General features: G+C 34.6%; 16 protein-coding genes. 12 read left to right on the top strand and 4 right to left on the bottom strand.

The genetic code is table 11. From position 1 onward, the window contains the following. The first annotated feature begins 95 nt into the window (after positions 1-95). On the top strand, positions 96-1,538 hold the full coding sequence (locus BUR19_RS01150) for an aminoacyl-histidine dipeptidase (RefSeq protein WP_074233101.1): 1,443 nt from the start codon (positions 96-98) through the stop codon (positions 1,536-1,538). A gap of 143 nt (positions 1,539-1,681) precedes the next feature. After that, positions 1,682-4,450, top strand: a complete 2,769-nt coding sequence (locus BUR19_RS01145) for a M4 family metallopeptidase (RefSeq protein WP_074233100.1) — start codon at positions 1,682-1,684, stop codon at positions 4,448-4,450. Between the two features lie 83 nt (positions 4,451-4,533). Here the strand turns inward: BUR19_RS01145 and BUR19_RS01140 are convergent, their stop codons facing one another. Continuing rightward, positions 4,534-5,034 carry an FKBP-type peptidyl-prolyl cis-trans isomerase gene (locus BUR19_RS01140; RefSeq protein WP_074233099.1) on the bottom strand — a complete coding sequence of 167 codons (501 nt, stop codon included), beginning with the start codon at positions 5,032-5,034 and terminating at the stop codon, positions 4,534-4,536. 141 nt (positions 5,035-5,175) lie between these two features. Between BUR19_RS01140 and radA the strand changes: the two genes are divergently transcribed. The 5 genes from radA to BUR19_RS01115 all read left to right on the top strand — a co-directional run bounded on the left by radA (position 5,176) and on the right by BUR19_RS01115 (position 11,129). After that, the gene (gene radA, locus BUR19_RS01135; protein WP_074233098.1) at positions 5,176-6,519 is read left to right on the top strand and encodes a DNA repair protein RadA; all 1,344 of its coding nucleotides are present in this window, start codon (positions 5,176-5,178) and stop codon (positions 6,517-6,519) included. A 96-nt stretch (positions 6,520-6,615) separates the two neighbouring features. Continuing rightward, positions 6,616-7,635 carry an AraC family transcriptional regulator gene (locus tag BUR19_RS01130; protein ID WP_245799001.1) on the top strand — a complete coding sequence of 340 codons (1,020 nt, stop codon included), beginning with the start codon at positions 6,616-6,618 and terminating at the stop codon, positions 7,633-7,635. Positions 7,636-7,768: 133 nt separating this feature from the next. Beyond that, positions 7,769-8,890 (top strand): hypothetical protein, encoded by a 1,122-nt coding sequence (locus BUR19_RS01125; protein WP_074233096.1) that lies wholly within the window; start codon positions 7,769-7,771, stop codon positions 8,888-8,890. 97 nt (positions 8,891-8,987) lie between these two features. Continuing rightward, positions 8,988-9,563: an acyl carrier protein phosphodiesterase gene (locus BUR19_RS01120; RefSeq protein ID WP_074233095.1), complete on the top strand. Its 576-nt coding sequence runs from the start codon at positions 8,988-8,990 to the stop codon at positions 9,561-9,563. Positions 9,564-9,668: 105 nt separating this feature from the next. Continuing rightward, positions 9,669-11,129, top strand: a complete 1,461-nt coding sequence (locus BUR19_RS01115; protein ID WP_175565853.1) for a tetratricopeptide repeat protein — start codon at positions 9,669-9,671, stop codon at positions 11,127-11,129. A 296-nt stretch (positions 11,130-11,425) separates the two neighbouring features. Here BUR19_RS01115 and BUR19_RS01110 read toward each other — a convergent pair whose 3' ends face one another. The 3 genes from BUR19_RS01110 to BUR19_RS01100 form a co-directional block, all read right to left on the bottom strand. After that, positions 11,426-11,800 (bottom strand): hypothetical protein, encoded by a 375-nt coding sequence (locus BUR19_RS01110; RefSeq protein WP_074233093.1) that lies wholly within the window; start codon positions 11,798-11,800, stop codon positions 11,426-11,428. Positions 11,801-11,866: 66 nt separating this feature from the next. After that, positions 11,867-12,337 carry an Lrp/AsnC family transcriptional regulator gene (locus tag BUR19_RS01105; protein ID WP_034970566.1) on the bottom strand — a complete coding sequence of 157 codons (471 nt, stop codon included), beginning with the start codon at positions 12,335-12,337 and terminating at the stop codon, positions 11,867-11,869. A 129-nt stretch (positions 12,338-12,466) separates the two neighbouring features. Further along, on the bottom strand, positions 12,467-17,116 hold the full coding sequence (locus BUR19_RS01100; RefSeq protein ID WP_074233092.1) for a translocation/assembly module TamB domain-containing protein: 4,650 nt from the start codon (positions 17,114-17,116) through the stop codon (positions 12,467-12,469). Between the two features lie 5 nt (positions 17,117-17,121). On the opposite strand from BUR19_RS01100, the gene tsaD reads away from it, so the two are divergent. The 5 genes from tsaD to BUR19_RS01075 all read left to right on the top strand — a co-directional run bounded on the left by tsaD (position 17,122) and on the right by BUR19_RS01075 (position 20,910). Beyond that, positions 17,122-18,138, top strand: a complete 1,017-nt coding sequence (gene tsaD, locus BUR19_RS01095) for a tRNA (adenosine(37)-N6)-threonylcarbamoyltransferase complex transferase subunit TsaD (RefSeq protein ID WP_074233091.1) — start codon at positions 17,122-17,124, stop codon at positions 18,136-18,138. Between the two features lie 39 nt (positions 18,139-18,177). Continuing rightward, a complete protein-coding gene (locus BUR19_RS01090) occupies positions 18,178-18,681 on the top strand; it encodes a hypothetical protein (RefSeq protein WP_139297238.1) in 504 nt (167 codons plus the stop codon). A 79-nt stretch (positions 18,682-18,760) separates the two neighbouring features. Continuing rightward, positions 18,761-19,177 (top strand): hypothetical protein, encoded by a 417-nt coding sequence (locus tag BUR19_RS01085; protein WP_074233089.1) that lies wholly within the window; start codon positions 18,761-18,763, stop codon positions 19,175-19,177. Between the two features lie 74 nt (positions 19,178-19,251). Further along, positions 19,252-20,133, top strand: coding sequence for a DUF808 family protein (locus BUR19_RS01080; protein WP_074233088.1), 882 nt, complete (start codon positions 19,252-19,254; stop codon positions 20,131-20,133). An 84-nt stretch (positions 20,134-20,217) separates the two neighbouring features. Then, positions 20,218-20,910 carry an RsmE family RNA methyltransferase gene (locus BUR19_RS01075; protein WP_074233087.1) on the top strand — a complete coding sequence of 231 codons (693 nt, stop codon included), beginning with the start codon at positions 20,218-20,220 and terminating at the stop codon, positions 20,908-20,910. The last annotated feature ends 69 nt before the right edge of the window (positions 20,911-20,979 follow it).

Below are 20,979 nucleotides of genomic sequence, written 5' to 3'. Positions count from 1 at the left end.
AACGAAACAAAGATTCTGGAAACATTATTTATGTCATAAAGATTTCATTTTCCTTTCATAATTAGTAAATTGCCACATCAAAAAATTTCAAAAAAATGGAATATTCACAACTGGAACCAAAAGTGATTTGGAAAAATTTCGAAGCATTGAATTCGGTTCCTAGACCATCAAAAAAAGAAGAAAAAGTTATAAAATTCATAAAAGAATTTGGAGAGAATTTGGGATTACCAACAACGGTTGACGAAGTTGGAAATGTCATCATCACAAAACCTGCAACTGCTGGAATGGAAAACCGAACGCCAATTGTGATGCAGTCGCATCTTGATATGGTTTGCCAAAAAAACAACGATGTCGATTTTGATTTCGAAACTCAGGGAATCCAGATGTATGTGGATGGCGATTGGGTAAGAGCAAAAGGGACAACTTTGGGTGCTGACAACGGTTTGGGTGTTGCTACGATTATGTCAATATTGGAAAGTAATGAAATTGCACATCCGGAATTGGAAGCTCTTTTCACAATTGACGAAGAAACAGGAATGACGGGTGCATTAGCTTTGAAACCAGGACAATTGAAAGGAGAAATCCTTCTTAATCTTGACACAGAAGAAGATGACGAAATCGATATAGGTTGTGCCGGTGGTGTTGACGTGACGGCTTCTGCTAAATTTGATTTAGAAGAATCAAAAGGCGAAACTTTCAAAATTGAAATCAAAGGTTTACAAGGAGGACATTCCGGAATGGATATTCACAAAGGTCTTGGAAATTCTAATAAATTACTGGGAAGATTCTTGTTCTCAGGATTGGAAAATCAAATTCAGTTAGTTTCTATTGATGGCGGAAGTTTGAGAAATGCTATTCCAAGAGAAGCTAAAGCTACGTTTTCTGTCAACAATTCAGAAAACTTTTCTTCAAAGATTGAACAATTGAAATCTGAAATCTTAGAGGAATTTGCTTCCTTAGAAAAAGATTTGGTTATCAATATCGAGAAAATTGATTCTTCAGAAAAAGCGATCTCTGTTGAAGATTCTAAGAAAATAATTTTCGCAATCAATGCAGCTCATAACGGCGTTTTCAGAATGAGTCCAGATGTTGAAGGTTTGGTAGAAGCTTCTAATAACGTTGCAAGAGTTGAACTGAAAAATGGAGAAATCAAGATTTTAAACTTAACCCGTTCGTCGGTAGAATCAACAAAATGGGAAGTGGCAAATCAATTAAAATCCGCATTCGAAAGTAATTTTTTAAAAACAGAATTCGGAGGTTCTTATCCCGGCTGGAAACCAAAACCGGAAGCAGAAATCATCAAAGTAATGACTGAACTTTACGAAAATAATTTTGGTGAAAAACCTTTAGTTGTCGCTTGCCACGCTGGTTTGGAATGCGGAATTATCGGTGCCAATTATCCAAAAATGGAAATGGTTTCTTTTGGTCCAACAATCAAAGGCGCACATTCTCCAGATGAAAGAGCCAATATACCATCTGTTCAAAAATTTTGGAAATACACGCAAGATATTTTAAAGAATATTCCAATCAGGAATTAATAATTCAATTTTAAATCCAACAAAAATTTGTTGGATTTATTATTTAAAATTGTTTTTGATTAAAATTCTAAACATAATTCATCTTAATTCTTAAACATTCATTAAAAATTTACTAAATTGGCTCGAAATTTAATACTTAGTATATGAAGAAAGAACTTTTACGAATTGGTATTTTGTGCAGTATTTTTGGATTTACCCTATCCGCAAATGCGCAGGAATACGTTGACAAGAAAATTACCGAGAAGAACGGGAATGTTAGTTTAGTAACGTTTAAGAGTAATGCAAACTTAAAATCGGCTTCAAAAACTGATTTATTTAAGGAGATTTTAAAGCTTCCTGTTGGAGCAGAACTTAGACTTACTAAATCGGAAAAAGATGCTAAAGGCAGTTTTTTGGATGAAAAATATCAATTATACTACAACAACGTAAAAGTTGAATTTGGAATTTATAATCTGCATTATAAAAACGGAAATCTTACCAGTATGAATGGTGAGATTTTCGACACGAATAATGTTAGTATTTCACCAAAAATATCTTCGCAATCTGCATTAGACAGAGCCATTCAAAACGTTGGAGCACAAAAATATATGTGGGATGATGTTGAAAGCAATGTTGATAATTATAAAAAGCCTACTGGGGAATTAGTTTTGCTACCTATTCAACAAGCAGATGAAAGTTACAAATTGGCTTTAGCTTACAAATTTGATGTTTTTGCATCTAAGCCAATGAGCCGAGCTTACATTTATGTAGATGCTTCAAGTGGTCAGATTTTACTTTCTGATGCGATTATCAAACACGCCAAAGGACATCATCACAATGTATTAAAAGGCGACTTGGATACCGACAAAATAATTTCAGAAGTAAAAGATTCTGAGCTTAAAGAAACAATTTCAAAACTGGCAACTGGTAACGCTGCTACACGTTATAGCGGAACTCAGTCCATTGAAACCTCTTTGAATACTGCTGGTGACAACTATATCTTGTTTGATACTACAAGAGGTGCCGGCGTGCGAACTTACAATGCTAAAAAAAGTACAGCTGTTGGAAGTGCTGTAGATTTTACAGACGCAGATAACGATTGGACTGCTACAGAATTTGATAACTCTACTTGGGACAATGCTGCTTTGGATGCGCATTTCGGTGTAGAAAAAACTTATGATTATTTCAAAAATGTTCATAACAGAGACAGTTATGACAACAATGGTTCACTGCTAAGAAGCTATGTGCATTATGGAAGTAATATCAATAATGCTTATTGGTCTGGTTCTTATATGCTGTACGGCGATGGTGACAGAACGAACAACTTCAATGTTTTGACAGCGTTTGATGTTACAGCTCACGAATTGGGTCACGGTGTTTGTGCTACATCTGCAGCATTAGCATACCAAAGAGAATCTGGAGCAATGAACGAAGGTCTTTCTGACATTTGGGGAGCGGTAGTAGAAGAAACTTACCTTCCAAACAAACAAGCTTTCGCGATTGGAGAAGATATCACTCTGTACTCACCTTTTTACTTAAGGTCAATGAGTAATCCAAAATCTGCTGGACAACCAGATACATACAAAGGTATCAACTGGCAGCCAGCAACTGCTGCAGAAGGTTGTACTACACCCGCTCAAGACACTAATGATTATTGCGGTGTTCACACCAACAGCGGCGTTCTTAACCATTGGTATTATGTATTGGTACAAGGAAAAACCGGAACCAATGATATTGGAAAATCCTACAGTGTGACAGGAATTGGTTTTGAAAAGGCATCAAAAATCGTTTATCGTTTAGAGACTGCTTTCTTATCTTCCAATTCTACTTATATGAATGCAAGAAATTTTGGTATTCAGGTTGCGACAGAACTATACGGAGCGAACTCAGCTGAAGCAATTGCAACTCAAGATGCATTTTATGCAGTGGGTTTAGGTGCAAAGTATAATCCAAACGGACCAGATACAATAGCACCTACTACTCCACTTAATCTCGAAGCAACTTCTACAACCAATGTTTCTACTTATTTGACTTGGGATGCCTCTACAGATAATTTTGCATTAGATGGCTACAATGTTTACAAAGACAACGTCTTGCTTGGAACAACTTATAAAACCTCTTACTATGTTACGGGATTATCTGCATCTACAACTTATAATTTCAAGGTTGAGGCAAAAGATGAAGCTGGTAACAAGTCCGCTTTCAGTAATATAGTTCCAGTGACTACATTAGCCACGGGTAACACTTATTGTACTTCACAAGCTTCTAATACAAGCTTTATGAAAATACAAAACGTAAAACTTAATACAATCGATAATGCAAGTACAGGAAGCACTGGATATGAGGATTTCTCTTATTTATCAACAGATGTAAAGAAAGGTGAAACCTATACAATTACCATTACTCCTTTCTGGTCTGGAACTGTTTACCCATTGAGATATAGATTGTATGCAGACTATAACAACAATGGCATATTTACCGATGCAGGAGAAACTGCATGGTCACAAACTACTGCCACAAATGCTGCCACAGTTACAGGAACGTTTACAATCCCTGCAACTGCAACAACCGGAAGAATTAGAATAAGAGTTCAGGCAGCTTACTCTCAAACACCAACCTCTTGTTCAACAATAACTTATGGACAGGTGGAAGATTATTCGTTGGACATCCAGGAGGTTTTAGCCGTTTCTGATGTTAACAATGATAACAAAGTATCCATTTATCCTAATCCTGTAAAAGATGTTCTTAATATCAAAACTAAGGAAAGTGGAGATTCTACTTATAAAATTTTCAATACAGCCGGACAATCTGTAGCTAACGGAAAATCTATTGAAAATAAAATAGATGTGAACAGACTTCCTACAGGAAATTATGTTATTGAATTAGTGAATAAAAAAGGAGAAAAATCTACTCAGAAATTCATTAAAAAATAGAAAGTTCATTTCTTAATACAACAAAAGCTTCCAGATTTGGAAGCTTTTGTATTTTATATTGACTAAAAAATTTAACTTATATATTAATGTCCAGAATGACCATCTTCTCCGTGTGCATGACCGTGAGCCAATTCTTCTTCCGTTGCAGGACGTGTGTTCAGAATTTCAACATCAAAATGTAGAGGTCTTCCCGCCATTGGATGATTAAGGTCTACAACTACAGCTTCTGGTGTAACTTCTACAACCACAGCTTGGAAATTATTCCCCTGATTGTCAGACAGTGGAAGTACTGCACCTACAGGAGGCAATTCTTGCCCTTGGAACATATCAACAGGCAATTGTGTCACAGCTTGAGGATCTCTCTCTCCATAACCTTCGCTAGGCTCTATAGTGAAAGATGCCGTTTCGCCTATATTTAAATTTTGTATTTCCTGTTCAAACTTCGGAATCATCATTCCTACGCCATAAAGAAACGTCATTGGGTTTTCTGCTGAGGTCTCTTCCACAAAGATTTTTTCTCCCGCCTCATCATTAGTATGTAGAACGTATTTTAAAGTTACTACGTGATTTTTGTCTAATGCCATTTTTATTTAATTTTAATTTTCTGATATCATCGTTGTAATATATCGTGAACAAATTTAAGGTTTTCAAAATAAAACATTAAACCAGCTTTTAAACTGACCTCTAATTTTTTATTTTCCAAAATTTTTCTGGAACTTAGCAGAATGGCAAAACTAAAAACTCAATATTTCTGTCAAAATTGTGGTGCGCAATATTCCCAATGGCACGGGCAATGCAAAACTTGTGGAGAATGGAATACACTTGTGGAAGAAATTGTAGAAAAATCTACAAAATCTGTCGTTGCAAAATCCAAATCTTCAATCATCAACATCATAGAAGTTGAAACTAATGAAGAGCCAAGAATCAAAACACCTTCTGAAGAATTGGACCGGGTTTTGGGTGGCGGAATTGTTTTGGGTTCTGTAACCTTAATTGGTGGCGAACCTGGAATAGGAAAATCGACTCTGCTTCTTCAATTGGCTTTGAAGATGAAGAAAAAAATCCTCTATGTTTCCGGAGAAGAAAGCGCGTCACAAATCAAAATGAGAGCCGACCGTTTAGCCGAGGTTAAAAATCCGAATTGTTTCCTGTTTACTGAAACTAATGTTGAAAAAATCTTGCACGAAGCCAAGAAATTGATGCCAGATTTTATGATTATCGATTCCATTCAGACGCTTCAATCCCAATTGATAGAAAGTTCGCCAGGAACGGTTTCACAAATCCGAGAATGTTCTAATGAAATCATCAAGTTTGCCAAAGAAAATAACATTCCGGTTTTTCTAGTTGGTCATATCACAAAAGATGGACAAATCGCCGGACCAAAAGTTTTGGAACATATGGTAGATGTTGTTCTGAATTTCGACGGCGATAGAAATCATCTGTTCAGATTATTGAGAGCAAATAAAAACCGTTTTGGATCTACGTCGGAAATCGGAATTTATGAAATGATTTCGCAAGGTTTGAAGGAAATCAAAAATCCATCTGAAATTCTCATTACTAAAAAATCAGAAGAGCTTTCCGGAAATTCTGTTGCGGTAACTCTCGAAGGAAATCGACCAATGTTATTGGAAATCCAGGCGTTGGTTTCTACCGCAGTTTATGGAACGCCGCAAAGAAGCTCAACCGGTTTTGATTCCAAAAGATTGAATATGCTTTTGGCAGTTTTGGAAAAAAGAGCAGGCTTCCAACTCGGAGCGAAAGATGTTTTCCTTAATATAACAGGCGGAATAAAAACTGATGATCCCGCTTTGGACTTAGCTGTTGTTGCTTCTATCCTATCAAGCAATGAAGATATTGCCATCTCGGAACATTATTGTTTTGCAGGAGAAATTGGCTTAAGTGGTGAAATCCGTCCAATTGCACAAGCCGAACAAAGAATTACCGAAGCAGAAAAATTGGGTTATGAAAAGATTTTCATTTCAAATCTTAATAAACTTCCGAAGAAAAAATTTGGAATTAAAATAGAAGAAATTAGTAAGATTGAAGATTTTGTAGAATTACTTTTTTAAAAACACATAATGTCATTTGAGAATATTCAAAAGTTTGTACTTACATTGCTTTACGGAGGTTTGATCTTACAATCATTTATTGTACTTATAAATCCTATGAAGGTAAACCAAAGGGCTAATGCCTTATTTGGCTCTTTTCTTTTTCTTTGGTCAAGCTATTGGATATTGGATGTATTACAATTTTGCGGATTATCTCCCAATCAATTGTTCGTTTTTTTTATTTATTTTATAGAGATATTAACACCTATTTTTCTATTTTTCAGTGTTGTATTTTTTATTAATCCAAATTATCGTTTCAGCAAAAAAGATACAATATGTCTTATTACTCCAATTATTTATCTGATTCTTCTATTAAATGCTGAAGGTAATAAGACAGTTGGCATTACCGCTGATTTTGTGGCTATATTTCATAATCTGCCTTACATTGCCATCATTTATATCCGAATCAAGAAATACCAAAAACGGATAGAAAGTATCTCTTCCAATACAGAAAACATTAATCTGGAGTGGTTAGCAAAATTAAGCTTACTATTATTCTGCACGATTATTATCACCGTATGTTACGAACTTTTTAATGTATTCATATACAAACTAAATAATCATTTAGCAATGGATTTACTTTTTTTGTTCATTGTTTACAGCACATCTTACCACATTTTAAGGCAGAAAGAAATCTATCCTGTCAATGAGAAAGAACGGCAAGAATTATTATCAATAGAATTAGAGGACGAATTAAAATCAGAAAAGAAAAAGCTTATTGCCGACAGTGATTTTGAAAATCTAAAACAAAAATTAATCGACTACATGAAGACCGAGAAACCGTATTTGGATGGCGAGCTTAATCTCTCTAAACTTTCCGGTTTTATTGGAATCAATGCTCATCAACTTTCATATTTGTTGAATAATGGATTCGGTGAAAATTTCTTCCAATTTGTCAACAAATACAGGGTTCAGCGAGCTAAAGAATTATTATGCGATGATTCTTATAGAAAATTATCAATTTTGGGAATTGCTTTTGAAGCAGGCTTTAATTCTAAAACGGCCTTCAATACAATTTTCAAAAAACTGACAAATGAAACACCTTCCGAGTTTCGTAAAAATCAAACCGATTTATAAAATAGAACATTTTCTATTTCTATATCATTGATAATCAATCAATATCAATATTTATTTTTGGCGATCAAAATTATAAAGAGAAGCTTTTACATTATTCTTCATCAATACTTTTGTCATTATAGTAATTGAAAAAATGTATTTGCGAAAAGTAATTACCAAAAAAGATATACGCTTATTTTTAGACCTTCCTGATAAGACCTATAAAGATAACTCCAACTACATAAAACCTCTGGACAGAGATATAGAGGAAGTTTTTGATTTGAATAAAAATATTCATTTTCAAAACGGCGTGTGCGAAAGATGGATTCTAATGAACAAAAACAATGAAGTCATAGGCAGAATTGCATCTTTCATCATCAATACAGAAACTGAAAAAAGCAAGACAGGTGGCATAGGTTTCTTTGAATGTGTTGATTCTCAAAAAGCAGCAAATTATATGTTCGACTATTGCAAAGAATGGCTACATAATCAAGGAATTAAAATAATAGACGGTCCGATAAATTTTGGGAATCGCATGCAATGGTGGGGCTTGCTTATACACGGATACCAGACGCCGTTATACAGAATGAATTACAATCCACCTTATTACCAAAAACTTTTTGAAAGTTACGGATTCGAAATTTACTTTCTTCAAAACTGCTACGCCATAGATTTGAAAGCAAAACTACCACAAAAATTTTATACCATCAATGATCTACTTACCACCAACCCTTCCTACGAGTTACGGCAACTTAGTAAAAATAATATTACGGAATTTGCGAAAGATTTTGCTACGATTTACAACAAAGCTTGGCAAAACAATCAGCATGAAAAAATCCTCAATATAAAACAAATTACAAGAACCTTCAAGGCAATGCGGCCAGTAATAGATGAAAAAACAGTCTGGTTTGTATATCATAATAATCAGCCAATCGGCTGCTGGCTAAATTTACCAAACCTTAATGATTACTTCGGGAAAGTGAGTTCCAGGTTTGGAATATTTTCGATGCTGAAATTTTTGATGCTGCAAAAATTCTGCAAAACAAAAAAACTAGTAGGATTGGTTTTTGGTATTATTCCCGAATTCCAAAATAAAGGCATTGATGCCTACTTAATTGTCAAAGCACTGGAAATGATAAATCTAGAAACTACTTATGATACATATGAAGTGCAGTGGATTGGAGACTTCAACCCAAAAATGTCAAAAATAATTGAAAATCTGAGTGGCAATCTTACAAGAACTCTCTCAACTTACAGATATATAATCAAAGTTTAAATTATATTCGGGTTGAACTACTGATCTCCTTACTATTTAAATTATTTATCCTAAAAACTGTAATCAATATCAATTATAACAGTATCTTTATGATAAAATGAATTATCTCGCGCACTCTATTCTTTCATTCACAGACCAACAACTCGTTGGGAATATGATTGCGGACTTTATCAAAAATAACGAACGGGAAAATTTTCCTCTTGAAATCCAAGAAGGAATAAAACTTCATCGTGCTATTGATACTTTTACCGATTCTCATCCTGCAGTTTCAGAAGCTAAGAAGATTTTCAGTCCGTTGGTCAGATTATATTCAGGAGCATTTGTGGATGTTGCCTTTGATTACTTCACTGCACATCTTTATACAGAAAAGGAACTAAAAGTACATTCTCAGAAAGTCTATAATATACTTTGGAAAAATGAGATATGGCTTCCGGAAAATTACAAAAAGATGCTTATAAGAATGGAACAGGATGATTGGCTGACGAATTACAGAACAGATCAAGGCATAAAATTCAGTATGTTGAATGTTTTGAACAAAGCAAAATATCTTGATAAAGACATTCCTGTTTTTGATGCATTTTTAAAAAGCAAAGAAGAGCTGCAATTTCATTTTGATCGATTTTTTCCAGACATTTTAGCAGAATGTGATACTAATTTTAATCCAACTAGTTAACCGAAGTTAATAATTCAATTGACAACATCAAGAATCCTTCAATACTTTCGTTATTTTGGCGGTAATGTTTGTTTTTTTAATATTTTTGCATTCGCATTGGACGCTGTGGATTTTCAAAAAAAATTATTAATACTTTCTTTTCTATTTTCCTTTCTTTCGGAATCGGATGCGCAGCAATATACACCTCAGCAAGTAGACCAATTAATTGCAAAAACTTTTAAGATTGCTGATCGGAACGAAGCCCTAAAAATCAGTAATAAAACATACCAAATTTCCGCGGATATTGATTACTATCAAGGAAAAGCAAAATCTCTAAAAGCCGATATCAGTTCTTATCTTGGACTTGGAGAACAGGAAAAAGCTTTAAAATCTGCTGACAAATTATATGAAATAGCTAAGAAAGAAGGTGACGATTACCATTGTACCCAAGCTTATATTGCAAAAGCAATAGCTTATGCTTATTTAGGTTTTTTTGAAAAAGCCATTAAAACAAATGAAAAAGCAGAAGAACTTTGTAAAAAAATAAAGATCAATGATGACCTTTACAGTTCACTTGGGCAGATCTACAATGGAAAAGCAGAAATCCTAAATCTGCAATATACAGATCCACAAAAAACACTGAGGTATGATCTACAAAGTATCGAGTACTTTAAGAAAATAAAAGATAAAACAAAACGTAATAACTGGCTCTCCGCACAATATTCCAGTTTAGGAGTAATATATATAGATCTGGAAGATTACAAACCAGCAATCTACTACAGTAGAAAAGCCTACGAGTTGGGTAAACTGGAAAACGACTCTATCAATCAAGCATTTGGTTTATTTGGTTTAGGGAATGCCTATTTGGAAATGAAACAGAATGATAGTTCTATCCATTATTATAAACAAGCCTTACCTATTTTTGAGAAAGCTAATGACATCTATCGTTTACAGTATATCTACGATGACCTTGGCCTTATCTATGAGCAGATGGGTGATGACAAAATTTACTCTTATTACACAAAAAAATCTCGCGAATTAAATGAAATCATCCGTAAAAAGGAAAAATTAGAGACGGATAAAGTTTCCCAAAACATTTTAGAAGAGGAAAAGAAAAACTGGTATCAGAATCTCTATATTTTTATTGGAAGTATTATCTTTCTTGCAGTTGTATTTTTCTTTTTTACAGTTAAATATTTTAAAAGCTACAAAGAAGAAAAAGAGCAAAAGGAAAACATCGAGGATGACCTAATAGAAAAAGAAGAGGAACTTAATCATTTGGAACTTAAAGTCAATGATGCATTTGCAGAACTTTTGGAATTAGCCAAGAGTAATGACTCATCATTCTTGAGCAGATTCAAAGAAGTCTATCCATTTTTCTATAATAAACTAATCACCAATTATCCAGAGCTCACAACCGGACAATTGCAATTTTGCGCATTACTGAAACTTAATTTTACCACAAAAGAAATTGCTCATTACAACAATATTTCTGTAAGAAGTGTAGAAACCCGAAAAAACAGATTGAGAAAACAATTGGACATCTCTTCAGAAATTGATTTGAATAAATGGATGATGGATTTCTGATAAAACCTCCATGTCAGAATCCAAAGATCTCATTATCAAAACATTAAACCACTGGCGTAGTTATGTAGTAGTTCCTTTCTTGTCAATATTATGTTAAATGATAATCTTTGTGGCATAAAACTAAACACTTTATTCGTCCCTTAGATTCTGAAGGCACACAAGATGAACATAGATCTGTTTAAAATTAAAATATACAGATTAATATCAGCAAATTTTTCAATAAATATCACGTCAATGCTGATAAAAAGATAACGCTCTGGATTACTTCTGGAGCTTTTCTATTTATAAATATGTCTTTATTTCATCACATCATCATTCCAGCGTGGAATAATTGCTATCAAACCAACTCCCACAAAAAGAAATAAGGCGGTAATATCAGAATACAGATAAGTGCTCAAAAAATAATTATGTAGCCCAAAATGCAACATTACCAAAACAGGAAAAAGTATTACGCCTATCTTTCTAAAAAATAGAATAAGTAGCCAGCTTAAGATTATCAAAATATCAATTCCAAATGTATAGTAGAAAAATCCAGTCGGAATATTAAGCGATTGATGTTGAGAAAATTCTGCTAAATCCGTATTTAAACTTAACAAAAACACCAATAATATAAGACCGAAACTAAGGTAATAATCTTTATTATTTTTAAAACTTTTATCCACTGACTTCATCCCATAAAATTACAAAAAAAGAGCTTAATAAATAAGCTCTTCTTTATAGAAATTTCTATTAACTAACTATATACTAACCGCATTAATTAAACGGTTTTTATCACTGATGTACTCCTCCATAGAGATCATACTCTCTGTTCTCATTACATCCTGGATATCATCTATTTGATAAATGATTTTTTTAGCATCTTCGGTATTTTTTGCTTTCATTTTACAGAAGATGTTATATTTTCCAGATGTTACGCTAGCTTCTACAACATTTGGGATTAAAGCTAATTGCTTCAAAACTTCTTGTGTATGGTTTGACTTTGTCAACAAAATACCGATAAAAGCTGTGAAATTATAATCTAGTTTACTGTAGTCAATGTTAAGAGAAGAACCCAGGATAATCCCAGCATCTTCCATTTTCTTAACTCTTACGTGGATTGTTCCTGCAGAAACATCCATTTGTTTTGCAATCTCTGTAAAAGGCATTCTAGTGTTTTCTACTAAGAAATCCAGAATCTTTTTATCGATATCGTCTAATTGATAGTTCATTGTATGATTTTATTATTTATTTAAAATATATCTAATTTTTTTGCAAATTTATAAAAAATATTTTAAATAAAAAGAAATATCAAAACATTAACAGCTTTTAACAAAACTTCATATTCACTATGATAATTATCATTTATTCAGCTTGTTTTTTACAGAATCTATTTTATTTTGTTCAACGTTAGCAGAGTCCTTTTTTATCCTTTTTCGGCTTTTGAAGATATATTTGAAAGAATTGAAACTTTTACTATACACAACCCCAACACCATAACTTTGATTGGCTCCTGGTGCAGTGGTAATACCAATATTAGATGGTTTGGAATAAGCTCTCAGTAAACGGCTTCCATTATTATTTCTACTCCAGTCATATTCCACAATCCCTTCTGCAGATAAATAATTAGCATTAGCATTATCTGTTCTTGCAATAGGAACTCCCAGACCTGTTTTCAGTTTAAACCTTGGAGAAAGTGCCAAACTTACACTGGTATTTGCTCGGTCGGATGTATTAGAACCCACATCGCCACTTATATAATCCAGATTAATCTGAAACGCACTACTAATTGTATTAAGAACAGAACCCAATTGTTTGAAAGCCATACTATAACCTGTACTCACTGCAGTTTGAGACACATCCACTTTCAGACCTCCTGAATTGACCACGTTAAAGTTATTAAGTACCAAGATGGATCCGAACTGAATAATCCTTTCATCGTCTGTACTCATTTTTGTTGCCAGAGTTTCTCTAACTTGTGAAGACCCATCCGGAGCTGCAACGCCAAATTCAATATCAGGTTTGGTTAATGTTTCTGTAATTTTCGTTGTCAAAACGACATTAATAGGCTGCGTAAGAGACATTCCCAGATATTCTCCTGCATTGGTTACAGTTCTGGTGTAATTGGCGGTAATATCAAGCGCCGGCGTCATTGGATTTCCGCTCCATTGGATGCTGCTGTTTTTGGCAATTTGGAAGGTTCTATTTAAGATCGCTTTCGAAACAAATGTTCCATTATCAACGGTATAAGTTCCATCCATCAAAATGTTTCCACTTCTCTCCATCTTGAATTTAAGATGACGCGCTTCTCCTCGCACAGAAATATTTCCTACATCATCACCTACCAATACATTTACTAAAGAACCTTTGTCAATGGTTACATCAAAGTCAATCAACATATTAGCACCCGATCTTTTCTTTTTTTCGATCGAGATCTGACCAGAATCGTCACGTTTCAAAAATCTTAATATTTTAAATTCCTCAACATTCGCTGTCGACGCACTATTGAATGTAAACGTACTGTTATTCAAAACTCTAAGCCCATCATTTGGCGTAGAAATCTCTAATGCTGAAACCGGTCCACTCACATAGACGTCGCCTTGTCCTGTAACTCTTCCCCAAAAAAGATCATTGTCATCTTGTGTCGAGTTCAAAACCAAAAGATTATCGGCCCGCATAATTAAGTTGATTCCTAATGAAGACAAAGTTTCAAACTGTATAGATCCCGAAATATTCCCTTTAGAATTCTCTCTTCCGTCTCGTATTCCAATATTGTTCAGCAGCGCCAAACCTTTTGAAAGATTAATAACTGTATCATCCATGGAATAATCTACACCCGTGAATAATAACTTCAAACCAAATCCTTTCAGAGCAATATCACCGCTGTAATCTATATCATTCACCGGGCCTGAAATTTTAAGATCTCCAGTTGCTTTTCCCCGGAAATTCCCAAAAATTTCTTTTACAAATTGCTGTGCAAAACCAAGATCGAACTCATTCATTTTTGCACTAAGATCAAGAGCCATAGATGATCCTGTATTATCAACAGTTCCTGTCACATCCAAAGTATTTTGTCCTAATAATTGTGATGACAAAGCTTGGATACTTACATCAAAGACATTGGGTTTTTCGCTTTTTGTAATTTTGGTTTCGATGTTACCCATCGCTTTACCATTCATAAAAATATCATTGACATCCAGATCAACCAAAGGTTCCAGATTGTTTCCAGACTTCTTGATTTGGATGGTTCCATTCGCTGTACCTTTGATATCCAATGCATTTTTATCTTTACTAAAAGCAAGAAGCTTCGAGATATCAAGATTTTTCACCTCAGCATCTGCCGTGAATTCTTTTGCCGATTTGAAATCTGCATTTTTGACCAAAAGCTCACTTTCATCAGAATAAATCCTGAGATTTTCTACAATGAAATCTTTTTCTTTCTTCCTATAGGTAATCGAATGATTGAGTTCCGGACTTGTATCCACGCTCCAAGCTACATCATTAAGTTTTACAGTAGTCGGCTCAAAACGCAACACATAATCTCCAATAGCATTGGTTGTCTGGTTAATGTTCACGGCATATTCTTTCATTTGTTTTGCCGTTTCATCTTCCAAACTTCCCAGTTTGAAGACCGTTCCGATATGCAAAACTTGCGAATTTTCATTACTGGCAGTCAACTTCACATCCTGAAGAACATTATTACCATATTGTCCTCTTTTTATAGTCGCAAGCAACTGTTGGTCAAGGTTAGAAGTGTTTACTCTCAGCTTCAGACTGTCGACCATTGCGCTATCTTTCACTTTGTTAAGGTCTGGTTGGTAAGTTGCATCGGTTTCTGCTAAGAATTTTTCAGCTTCGCTCAGTTCTTTTTTGCTGGTCATCACATATTTGATTTGAGCTGCATCAGCATTCAGAATCAAATCATTGGTTGCTCCGACATAATTTCCAGCGACTTTTGCGCCGTCCGGCAATTCCAAATCCGGAACAAAAAATGAAACCAAACCTTGCTTCACATCAAAATCGAAATCGAAATTCTGTCCGTTGTAAGTTTTTTTCGGAGGATTACCCACCAGAATTTTGTTGATACTATTCATCACCATATTTCCGATATCTTCCAAATCAAATCTACCGGAAACTCTTCCTGTAACAGCTCCGGGCGCATCGACAGAAACAATTCTGTTTCCGTTTTCAAAAAAAGCTTTGAGTTTGGAATCTGGAATATGCAATTTTTGAGAACTTGAATTGAGAGTCAATCCTTTGATATTAGTATCGAGATTAAGGTCATTCAGGTTGGTCATAGAAACTTTCCCAACAAGATGACCGCTGACAGAATTGGTATCACCAGCCGAAATACCGAAATATTTCAGATTAACATACTGAATATTAGCATCAAAATCTGCAAACAATCTTTTGGTGCTGAAGTCTACAATGCCTTTGAAATTCCCTTTTACATTTGCATCATTAGCATTAACATTTCCTGTGAATCTTTTTTTATTCAGAACACCATCGATTTCAATATTATTAAGGCTTTTGCCCATTAAATCTATATGATTGACAGCCGAAGTGGTTTTCACATACATAGTATTCACATCAAAACCTTCGCCCTGAACATTGAACTTCCCGGAAATCAATCCAACTTGCTTGTTTTTGGTCAAAGCGGTTACATTCAAATCTTTAACATCTACATAACCTCTGTATTTTGGACGTTTTGTACTATAATCAACAAGATTGAAGTCTTTCATCTTCGCCTGTCCAATTCCTGTAATGACATTTCCGGTGGCAAAAATCTGTTTTGGATTCACTTTTACAGAACCATTATATTTTAACCTTCCAAAATCATCCGCAATATTCCCCAACTTCGAAGAAATAAATTTCGGAAGTGAGGCTTTCAGACCTTTGTATGTAAAATCAGCAGAAACATCTTTACTTTCAATGAAAAACTTCTTGTCTAGAACACTGGAGATGGTCATCTTTTTGGTATTCAGATTGATTTCCTGCGAACGAATTAAGAAATTATTCAAAGTAAAATCATTCAACGGTCCGGTCATTGTTCCGGAGATATTGATAGGTGTGTAATTGTCCCAATCCGGCACGAAATAACTCAAATCATAGCCACTGATCTGGCTTCCCGGAACCATTCTCAAATCCCAATTCACCTTATTTCCAAAATCTGCAAATTTCGTCTTAGGATCAAGATTCAGAATGGCTTCACCTTGCAAAAGAGAATAATTGGTATTGAAAGTCAAATTCCCAAGCTTCAAATGTTTTTTAGTCAATTCAAAATTGGTGGAAAAAGTATCTACGGTATGTTCTTTACCGTGACGCTTTGTGATGAAATTAAAGTTTCTGATATCCGCAAAAACATCAGCGCCTTCTACTTTTAGAGAAGTGACATTAAGATTAACGTTTCTTGCATCCAGCCATCTTCCTGCTTCGCCCGGACTATTTTCATTAACAATACTTGCAATCCCATTGATGATATCGAATTTCATTCCCATTTTAAAGGGTTTTCTCTTCGGATCACGTGGTTTTCCATCATCAAAATTATCCACATACCGGATAAAATTACTGATGCTATCACCTTTATAAGTAATCACCCGGATGGTCGGCTCAATAATTGTAGCCTGGTTGAATTTGATATCTCTTGTATTGAAAGCCAAAGCAAACCAGTCAGAAGCCACGCGCATCTCTTTTGCTTTGACAAATTCGTAGCCTTTATAATCTTTCAAGTGCAGACCTTTGATGGTCACATCACCGAAAAAATTGACATCGATGTCATCAATAGACATTCCCATTTTTAGGTCTTTGTTCAGAAAATCGATGGCTTGATTGGCAATGTATCTTTTGGTAATAGGAAGGTTGATTATAATCAATACCAAAGCCACCAAAGCAATAATCCCGTAAGAAACAGTGCTGAGAATTCTTAGAAAAAGAGGTCGCTTTTTCTGGCTGACAGGTTTGTCAATATGTGGTTCTTCGTTATTTGTATTTTTATTTTCTAACTTTGCCATCTATTATGAGTGCATCAATTATTTTAGGTATAGAATCTTCTTGTGACGACACTTCTGCAGCCGTTATCAGCGGTAGCAAAATCCTTTCCAATGTGGCTGCCAATCAGGAAATCCATAATGAATATGGTGGCGTTGTCCCCGAGTTAGCTTCCAGAGCGCATCAGCAAAACATCATCCCTGTCGTAGAAAAAGCATTCTCGAAAGCAAATATACAACAAAATGACATTTGCGCGATTGGTTTCACAAGAGGTCCAGGACTTTTGGGCTCGCTCTTGGTAGGAACCTCTTTTGCCAAATCTCTGGCAATGAGTCTGGACGTTCCGTTGATAGAAGTCAATCATTTGCAGGCTCATATTTTGGCTCATTTTATTGATGATGCCAATCCTACTCCGCCAGCGTTTCCATTTTTATGTTTGACCGTTTCCGGCGGTCATACGATGATAGTTTTGGTAAAGGATTACTTCGATATGGAAATTATTGGAAAAACCATAGACGATGCGGCTGGTGAAGCCTTTGATAAAATCGGAAAAATCTTTGACCTCGATTATCCTGCAGGACCAATTGTTGACCGATTAGCCAAAGAAGGCAATCCTTACGCTTTCAAATTCAACAAACCGAAAATGGAAGGTTATGACTATTCTTTCAGCGGGATTAAAACTTCGGTTTTATATTTTATTCAGAAAGAGGTGAGAAAGAATCCAGACTTCATCAAGGATAATATCAATGATCTTTGTGCTTCTGTTCAAAAATCAATCATCGAAATCCTGATGGACAAACTGGAAAAAGCGGCGAAAGAACTCAATATAAATGATATTGCGATTGCCGGCGGTGTTTCTGCCAATTCTGGTCTTAGAAAAGCAATGGAAGACAATCATGAAAAACTCGGATGGAATATCTTCATTCCAAAATTCGAATACACGACAGACAATGCTGCGATGATTGCAATGGTTGCGAAACTGAAATACGAACGTGGCGAGTTTACGGATATTAGGACGACGGCGACGGCAAAGTATGATTTGTAATGAAAAAACTTTGTTTAAAAGACTCAATAAATAACAAAAATGAAAAGGTTTCTTTTTATATTAATGTTCTTTAAATTTCTTCATTTGTTCGCACAAGAATCTAATTCTAGAAAGTGTAATCTTATATATGAAGTTGATACAATTGGGCTTTCCAAGACTGGAATAGTTAATTTAAATATTACCAATAAAGAACTATACGGACTAAAACTTTCTGATATTTTTCACGAAGTTTATATACAACCAATTAATGTAGAAAAGTCTGAAAATAAGTCGAATATTTTTTATGAAACTTCAAAATCAATCAGTGATGTGAATTGTTTAGATTGTTTTGGAAAATTCAAAAACGTAAAGCCAAACAAAACCATATCATATTCTATTAATCTTGATGAATCAAAATTTTTTAAAAAAGTCTTAAGTTCCAGAAGCACAAAATATCGTTTTAATATTTGGTTTGACACAATTGATTTACTAAAAAATTCTACAAAGTCAAAATGTTATGTAGGAAGTTTTACATCAGATAAAATCATCTACACTACAAAATAAAATAATCAGACCGTTGGCGCGAGCATCTTGCTCGTGCAAACAATACGAGCGAGAAGATCACACTAGCCAAATAAATCCTATGAAACTACTACTAGAAGAAAAAATACTCGGAAAACAATCTAAAAAAAGTTCAAAATTCTACTGGATTTTAGAAACGATAACGGGCAAAACGGAAACTACGGAAAAGTCAGAAGATTTTGACCTAATCAGTTCTGAAAAAGGCTATCTTCAGGATATCAAAGAAGAAATTCTGGGAAAAATCAATACTGAAAATGTGTTTAGTTTTGCGTACGAGCCAAAAGAGGGTGATTATCTTTCCATCAAAAACAATTTGAAAAAACAGGAATATTTAAATCTGATTTTCATCAACAGCACTTGGGTCGAAGAAATCTATATGTGTTCTTTGCGCGAGTGCGATACAGATATTTACACGACTATTAAAACCGGCGTTGCTTTCATCAGTGAGAATGAAATTGCATTCCAAAACATCAAATAAAAATATTCTGACCATTAACTTTAAGCATTGAATTTTAAAGTTTAAAACTTATTTTTGCATCAAAATAAAAAGTTATGGCTTCAGGATTCTTCGCAATCTTAGATGATATTGGCGCATTGATGGACGACATCGCAGTGACCAGCAAACTCGCAACAAAAAAAACAGCCGGAATACTTGGCGACGACCTTGCCGTAAATGCGGAAAAAGCAACCGGATTTCTGTCTTCCCGCGAGATTCCCGTGCTTTGGGCGATTACCAAAGGTTCCTTTATCAACAAACTGATTATCATCCCAATTATATTTTTACTCAAATGGCTTTATGAGCCAGCAATCATTTATATTTTAATTATTGGCGGGGTTTATCTGGCTTATGAAGGCGTAGAAAAAATCATCGAATTCCTTTTTCACAGAAATAAAAAAGGACACGAGGTTGTAGAAGAAAGCACTTTACCAGAAGATGATGAGAACTCTGAAAAATCAAAAATAAGTTCGGCTATCAAAACCGATTTTATTTTGTCTTTGGAAATTGTCATTATCGCGTTGGGAACAGTTATCGAGAAACAACATCCACTTTTAACACAGATTCTAAGCGTTTCTTTTGTAGCGATTATCGCAACAGTTGGTGTTTACGGAATTGTCGCTTTGATTGTAAGAATGGATGACGCAGGATTCTTCCTAATGAAAAAATCAGGAAATAAAGGATTTCTTTCTGGTCTTGGACAAGTTCTGATTAAAGCTTTACCAATCATCATCAAAATTTTGGGTGTAGTAGGAACAATTGCTTTATTGCTTGTTTCTGGCGAAATTTTCCTTCATAACATTGATTATATCCATCATTTACTTCCAGAAAACATTCTTTCAAAATTCGGATTGGGAATTGTGTTTGGATTGGGCGCTGTCTTATTGGCTACGATTGGTAAGAAAATAATCTCTGCAGTAAAGCCTGCAAAAAAATAACACTCACTTTTGTCATTCCGTAGGAATCTCGACTGTTTAGATCTCTACGAAATGACAAATAATCTGCAAAATAATTAATACAAAATGAAACTTTTCTTTGGACAGATCTTTCCGGAAATATTGATCGATTCTGACGAACAACAGCACATCACAAAAGTTCTCAGAATGCGAGAAGGCGAAGAAATTTTCGTAACCGACGGTAATGGAAATCTGGCTAAAGGAAATCTCGTTTACGAAGGTAAAAAAGTATCATTAGACGTTTCTGAAGTCAAAGAAAATCTTCCCGATTTCTCTCCGAAACTTCATATCGCAATAGCTCCTACTAAAAACATCGACAGAATCGAATTCTTTGTGGAAAAAGCTGTGGAAATGGGAATCTCTGAAATCAGTTTTATCCTCACAGAAAAAACCGAGCGCAAAAACATCAGTATCGATAAACTGAGAAAACAGGCCATTGGAGCTTCGAAGCAAAGTCATAGATTTCATTTTCCGAAAGTCAATGATTTGACCAAGTTTTCTGACTTTATGAAAAATTTAGATTCCGAAAATACTTTCGTTGCGCATTGCAATGAGAATTTGGAAAGAATTAATTTGAATGATATTCCAAAGCTTGAAAATTACACTTTTCTAATTGGTCCGGAAGGCGATTTTTCTGATAAAGAAATTCAATTGTTAGCAGACAAAGGCATCAAAGCTGTTTCTCTCGGTAATCAAAGACTGAGAACAGAAACCGCGGGAATTTTTGTTGCCGCTTGGAACTATGATAAGATGTTTTAATTTTAAGTAAAACTTTTTGACTTTAAAATTCACAATTCCTTTCAAATATCTGAGAGGAATTTTTATATT

The sequence above is a fragment of the Epilithonimonas zeae genome (assembly GCF_900141765.1).
Classification (GTDB): domain Bacteria; phylum Bacteroidota; class Bacteroidia; order Flavobacteriales; family Weeksellaceae; genus Epilithonimonas; species Epilithonimonas zeae.
This window is presented reverse-complemented; position numbering and strand designations above follow the sequence as displayed.

Bases quoted from the DNA above. Each gene is read 5' to 3' on its own strand.
- BUR19_RS01150 (WP_074233101.1), top strand. From the start codon at position 96: ATGGAATATTCACAACTGGAACCAAAAGTGATTTGGAAAAATTTCGAA.
- BUR19_RS01145 (WP_074233100.1), top strand. From the start codon at position 1,682: ATGAAGAAAGAACTTTTACGAATTGGTATTTTGTGCAGTATTTTTGGA.
- BUR19_RS01140 (WP_074233099.1), bottom strand. From the start codon at position 5,034: ATGGCATTAGACAAAAATCACGTAGTAACTTTAAAATACGTTCTACAT.
- radA (WP_074233098.1), top strand. From the start codon at position 5,176: ATGGCAAAACTAAAAACTCAATATTTCTGTCAAAATTGTGGTGCGCAA.
- BUR19_RS01130 (WP_245799001.1), top strand. From the start codon at position 6,616: ATGAAGGTAAACCAAAGGGCTAATGCCTTATTTGGCTCTTTTCTTTTT.
- BUR19_RS01125 (WP_074233096.1), top strand. From the start codon at position 7,769: ATGTATTTGCGAAAAGTAATTACCAAAAAAGATATACGCTTATTTTTA.
- BUR19_RS01120 (WP_074233095.1), top strand. From the start codon at position 8,988: ATGAATTATCTCGCGCACTCTATTCTTTCATTCACAGACCAACAACTC.
- BUR19_RS01110 (WP_074233093.1), bottom strand. From the start codon at position 11,800: ATGAAGTCAGTGGATAAAAGTTTTAAAAATAATAAAGATTATTACCTT.
- BUR19_RS01105 (WP_034970566.1), bottom strand. From the start codon at position 12,337: ATGAACTATCAATTAGACGATATCGATAAAAAGATTCTGGATTTCTTA.
- BUR19_RS01100 (WP_074233092.1), bottom strand. From the start codon at position 17,116: ATGGCAAAGTTAGAAAATAAAAATACAAATAACGAAGAACCACATATT.
- tsaD (WP_074233091.1), top strand. From the start codon at position 17,122: ATGAGTGCATCAATTATTTTAGGTATAGAATCTTCTTGTGACGACACT.
- BUR19_RS01090 (WP_139297238.1), top strand. From the start codon at position 18,178: ATGAAAAGGTTTCTTTTTATATTAATGTTCTTTAAATTTCTTCATTTG.
- BUR19_RS01085 (WP_074233089.1), top strand. From the start codon at position 18,761: ATGAAACTACTACTAGAAGAAAAAATACTCGGAAAACAATCTAAAAAA.
- BUR19_RS01080 (WP_074233088.1), top strand. From the start codon at position 19,252: ATGGCTTCAGGATTCTTCGCAATCTTAGATGATATTGGCGCATTGATG.
- BUR19_RS01075 (WP_074233087.1), top strand. From the start codon at position 20,218: ATGAAACTTTTCTTTGGACAGATCTTTCCGGAAATATTGATCGATTCT.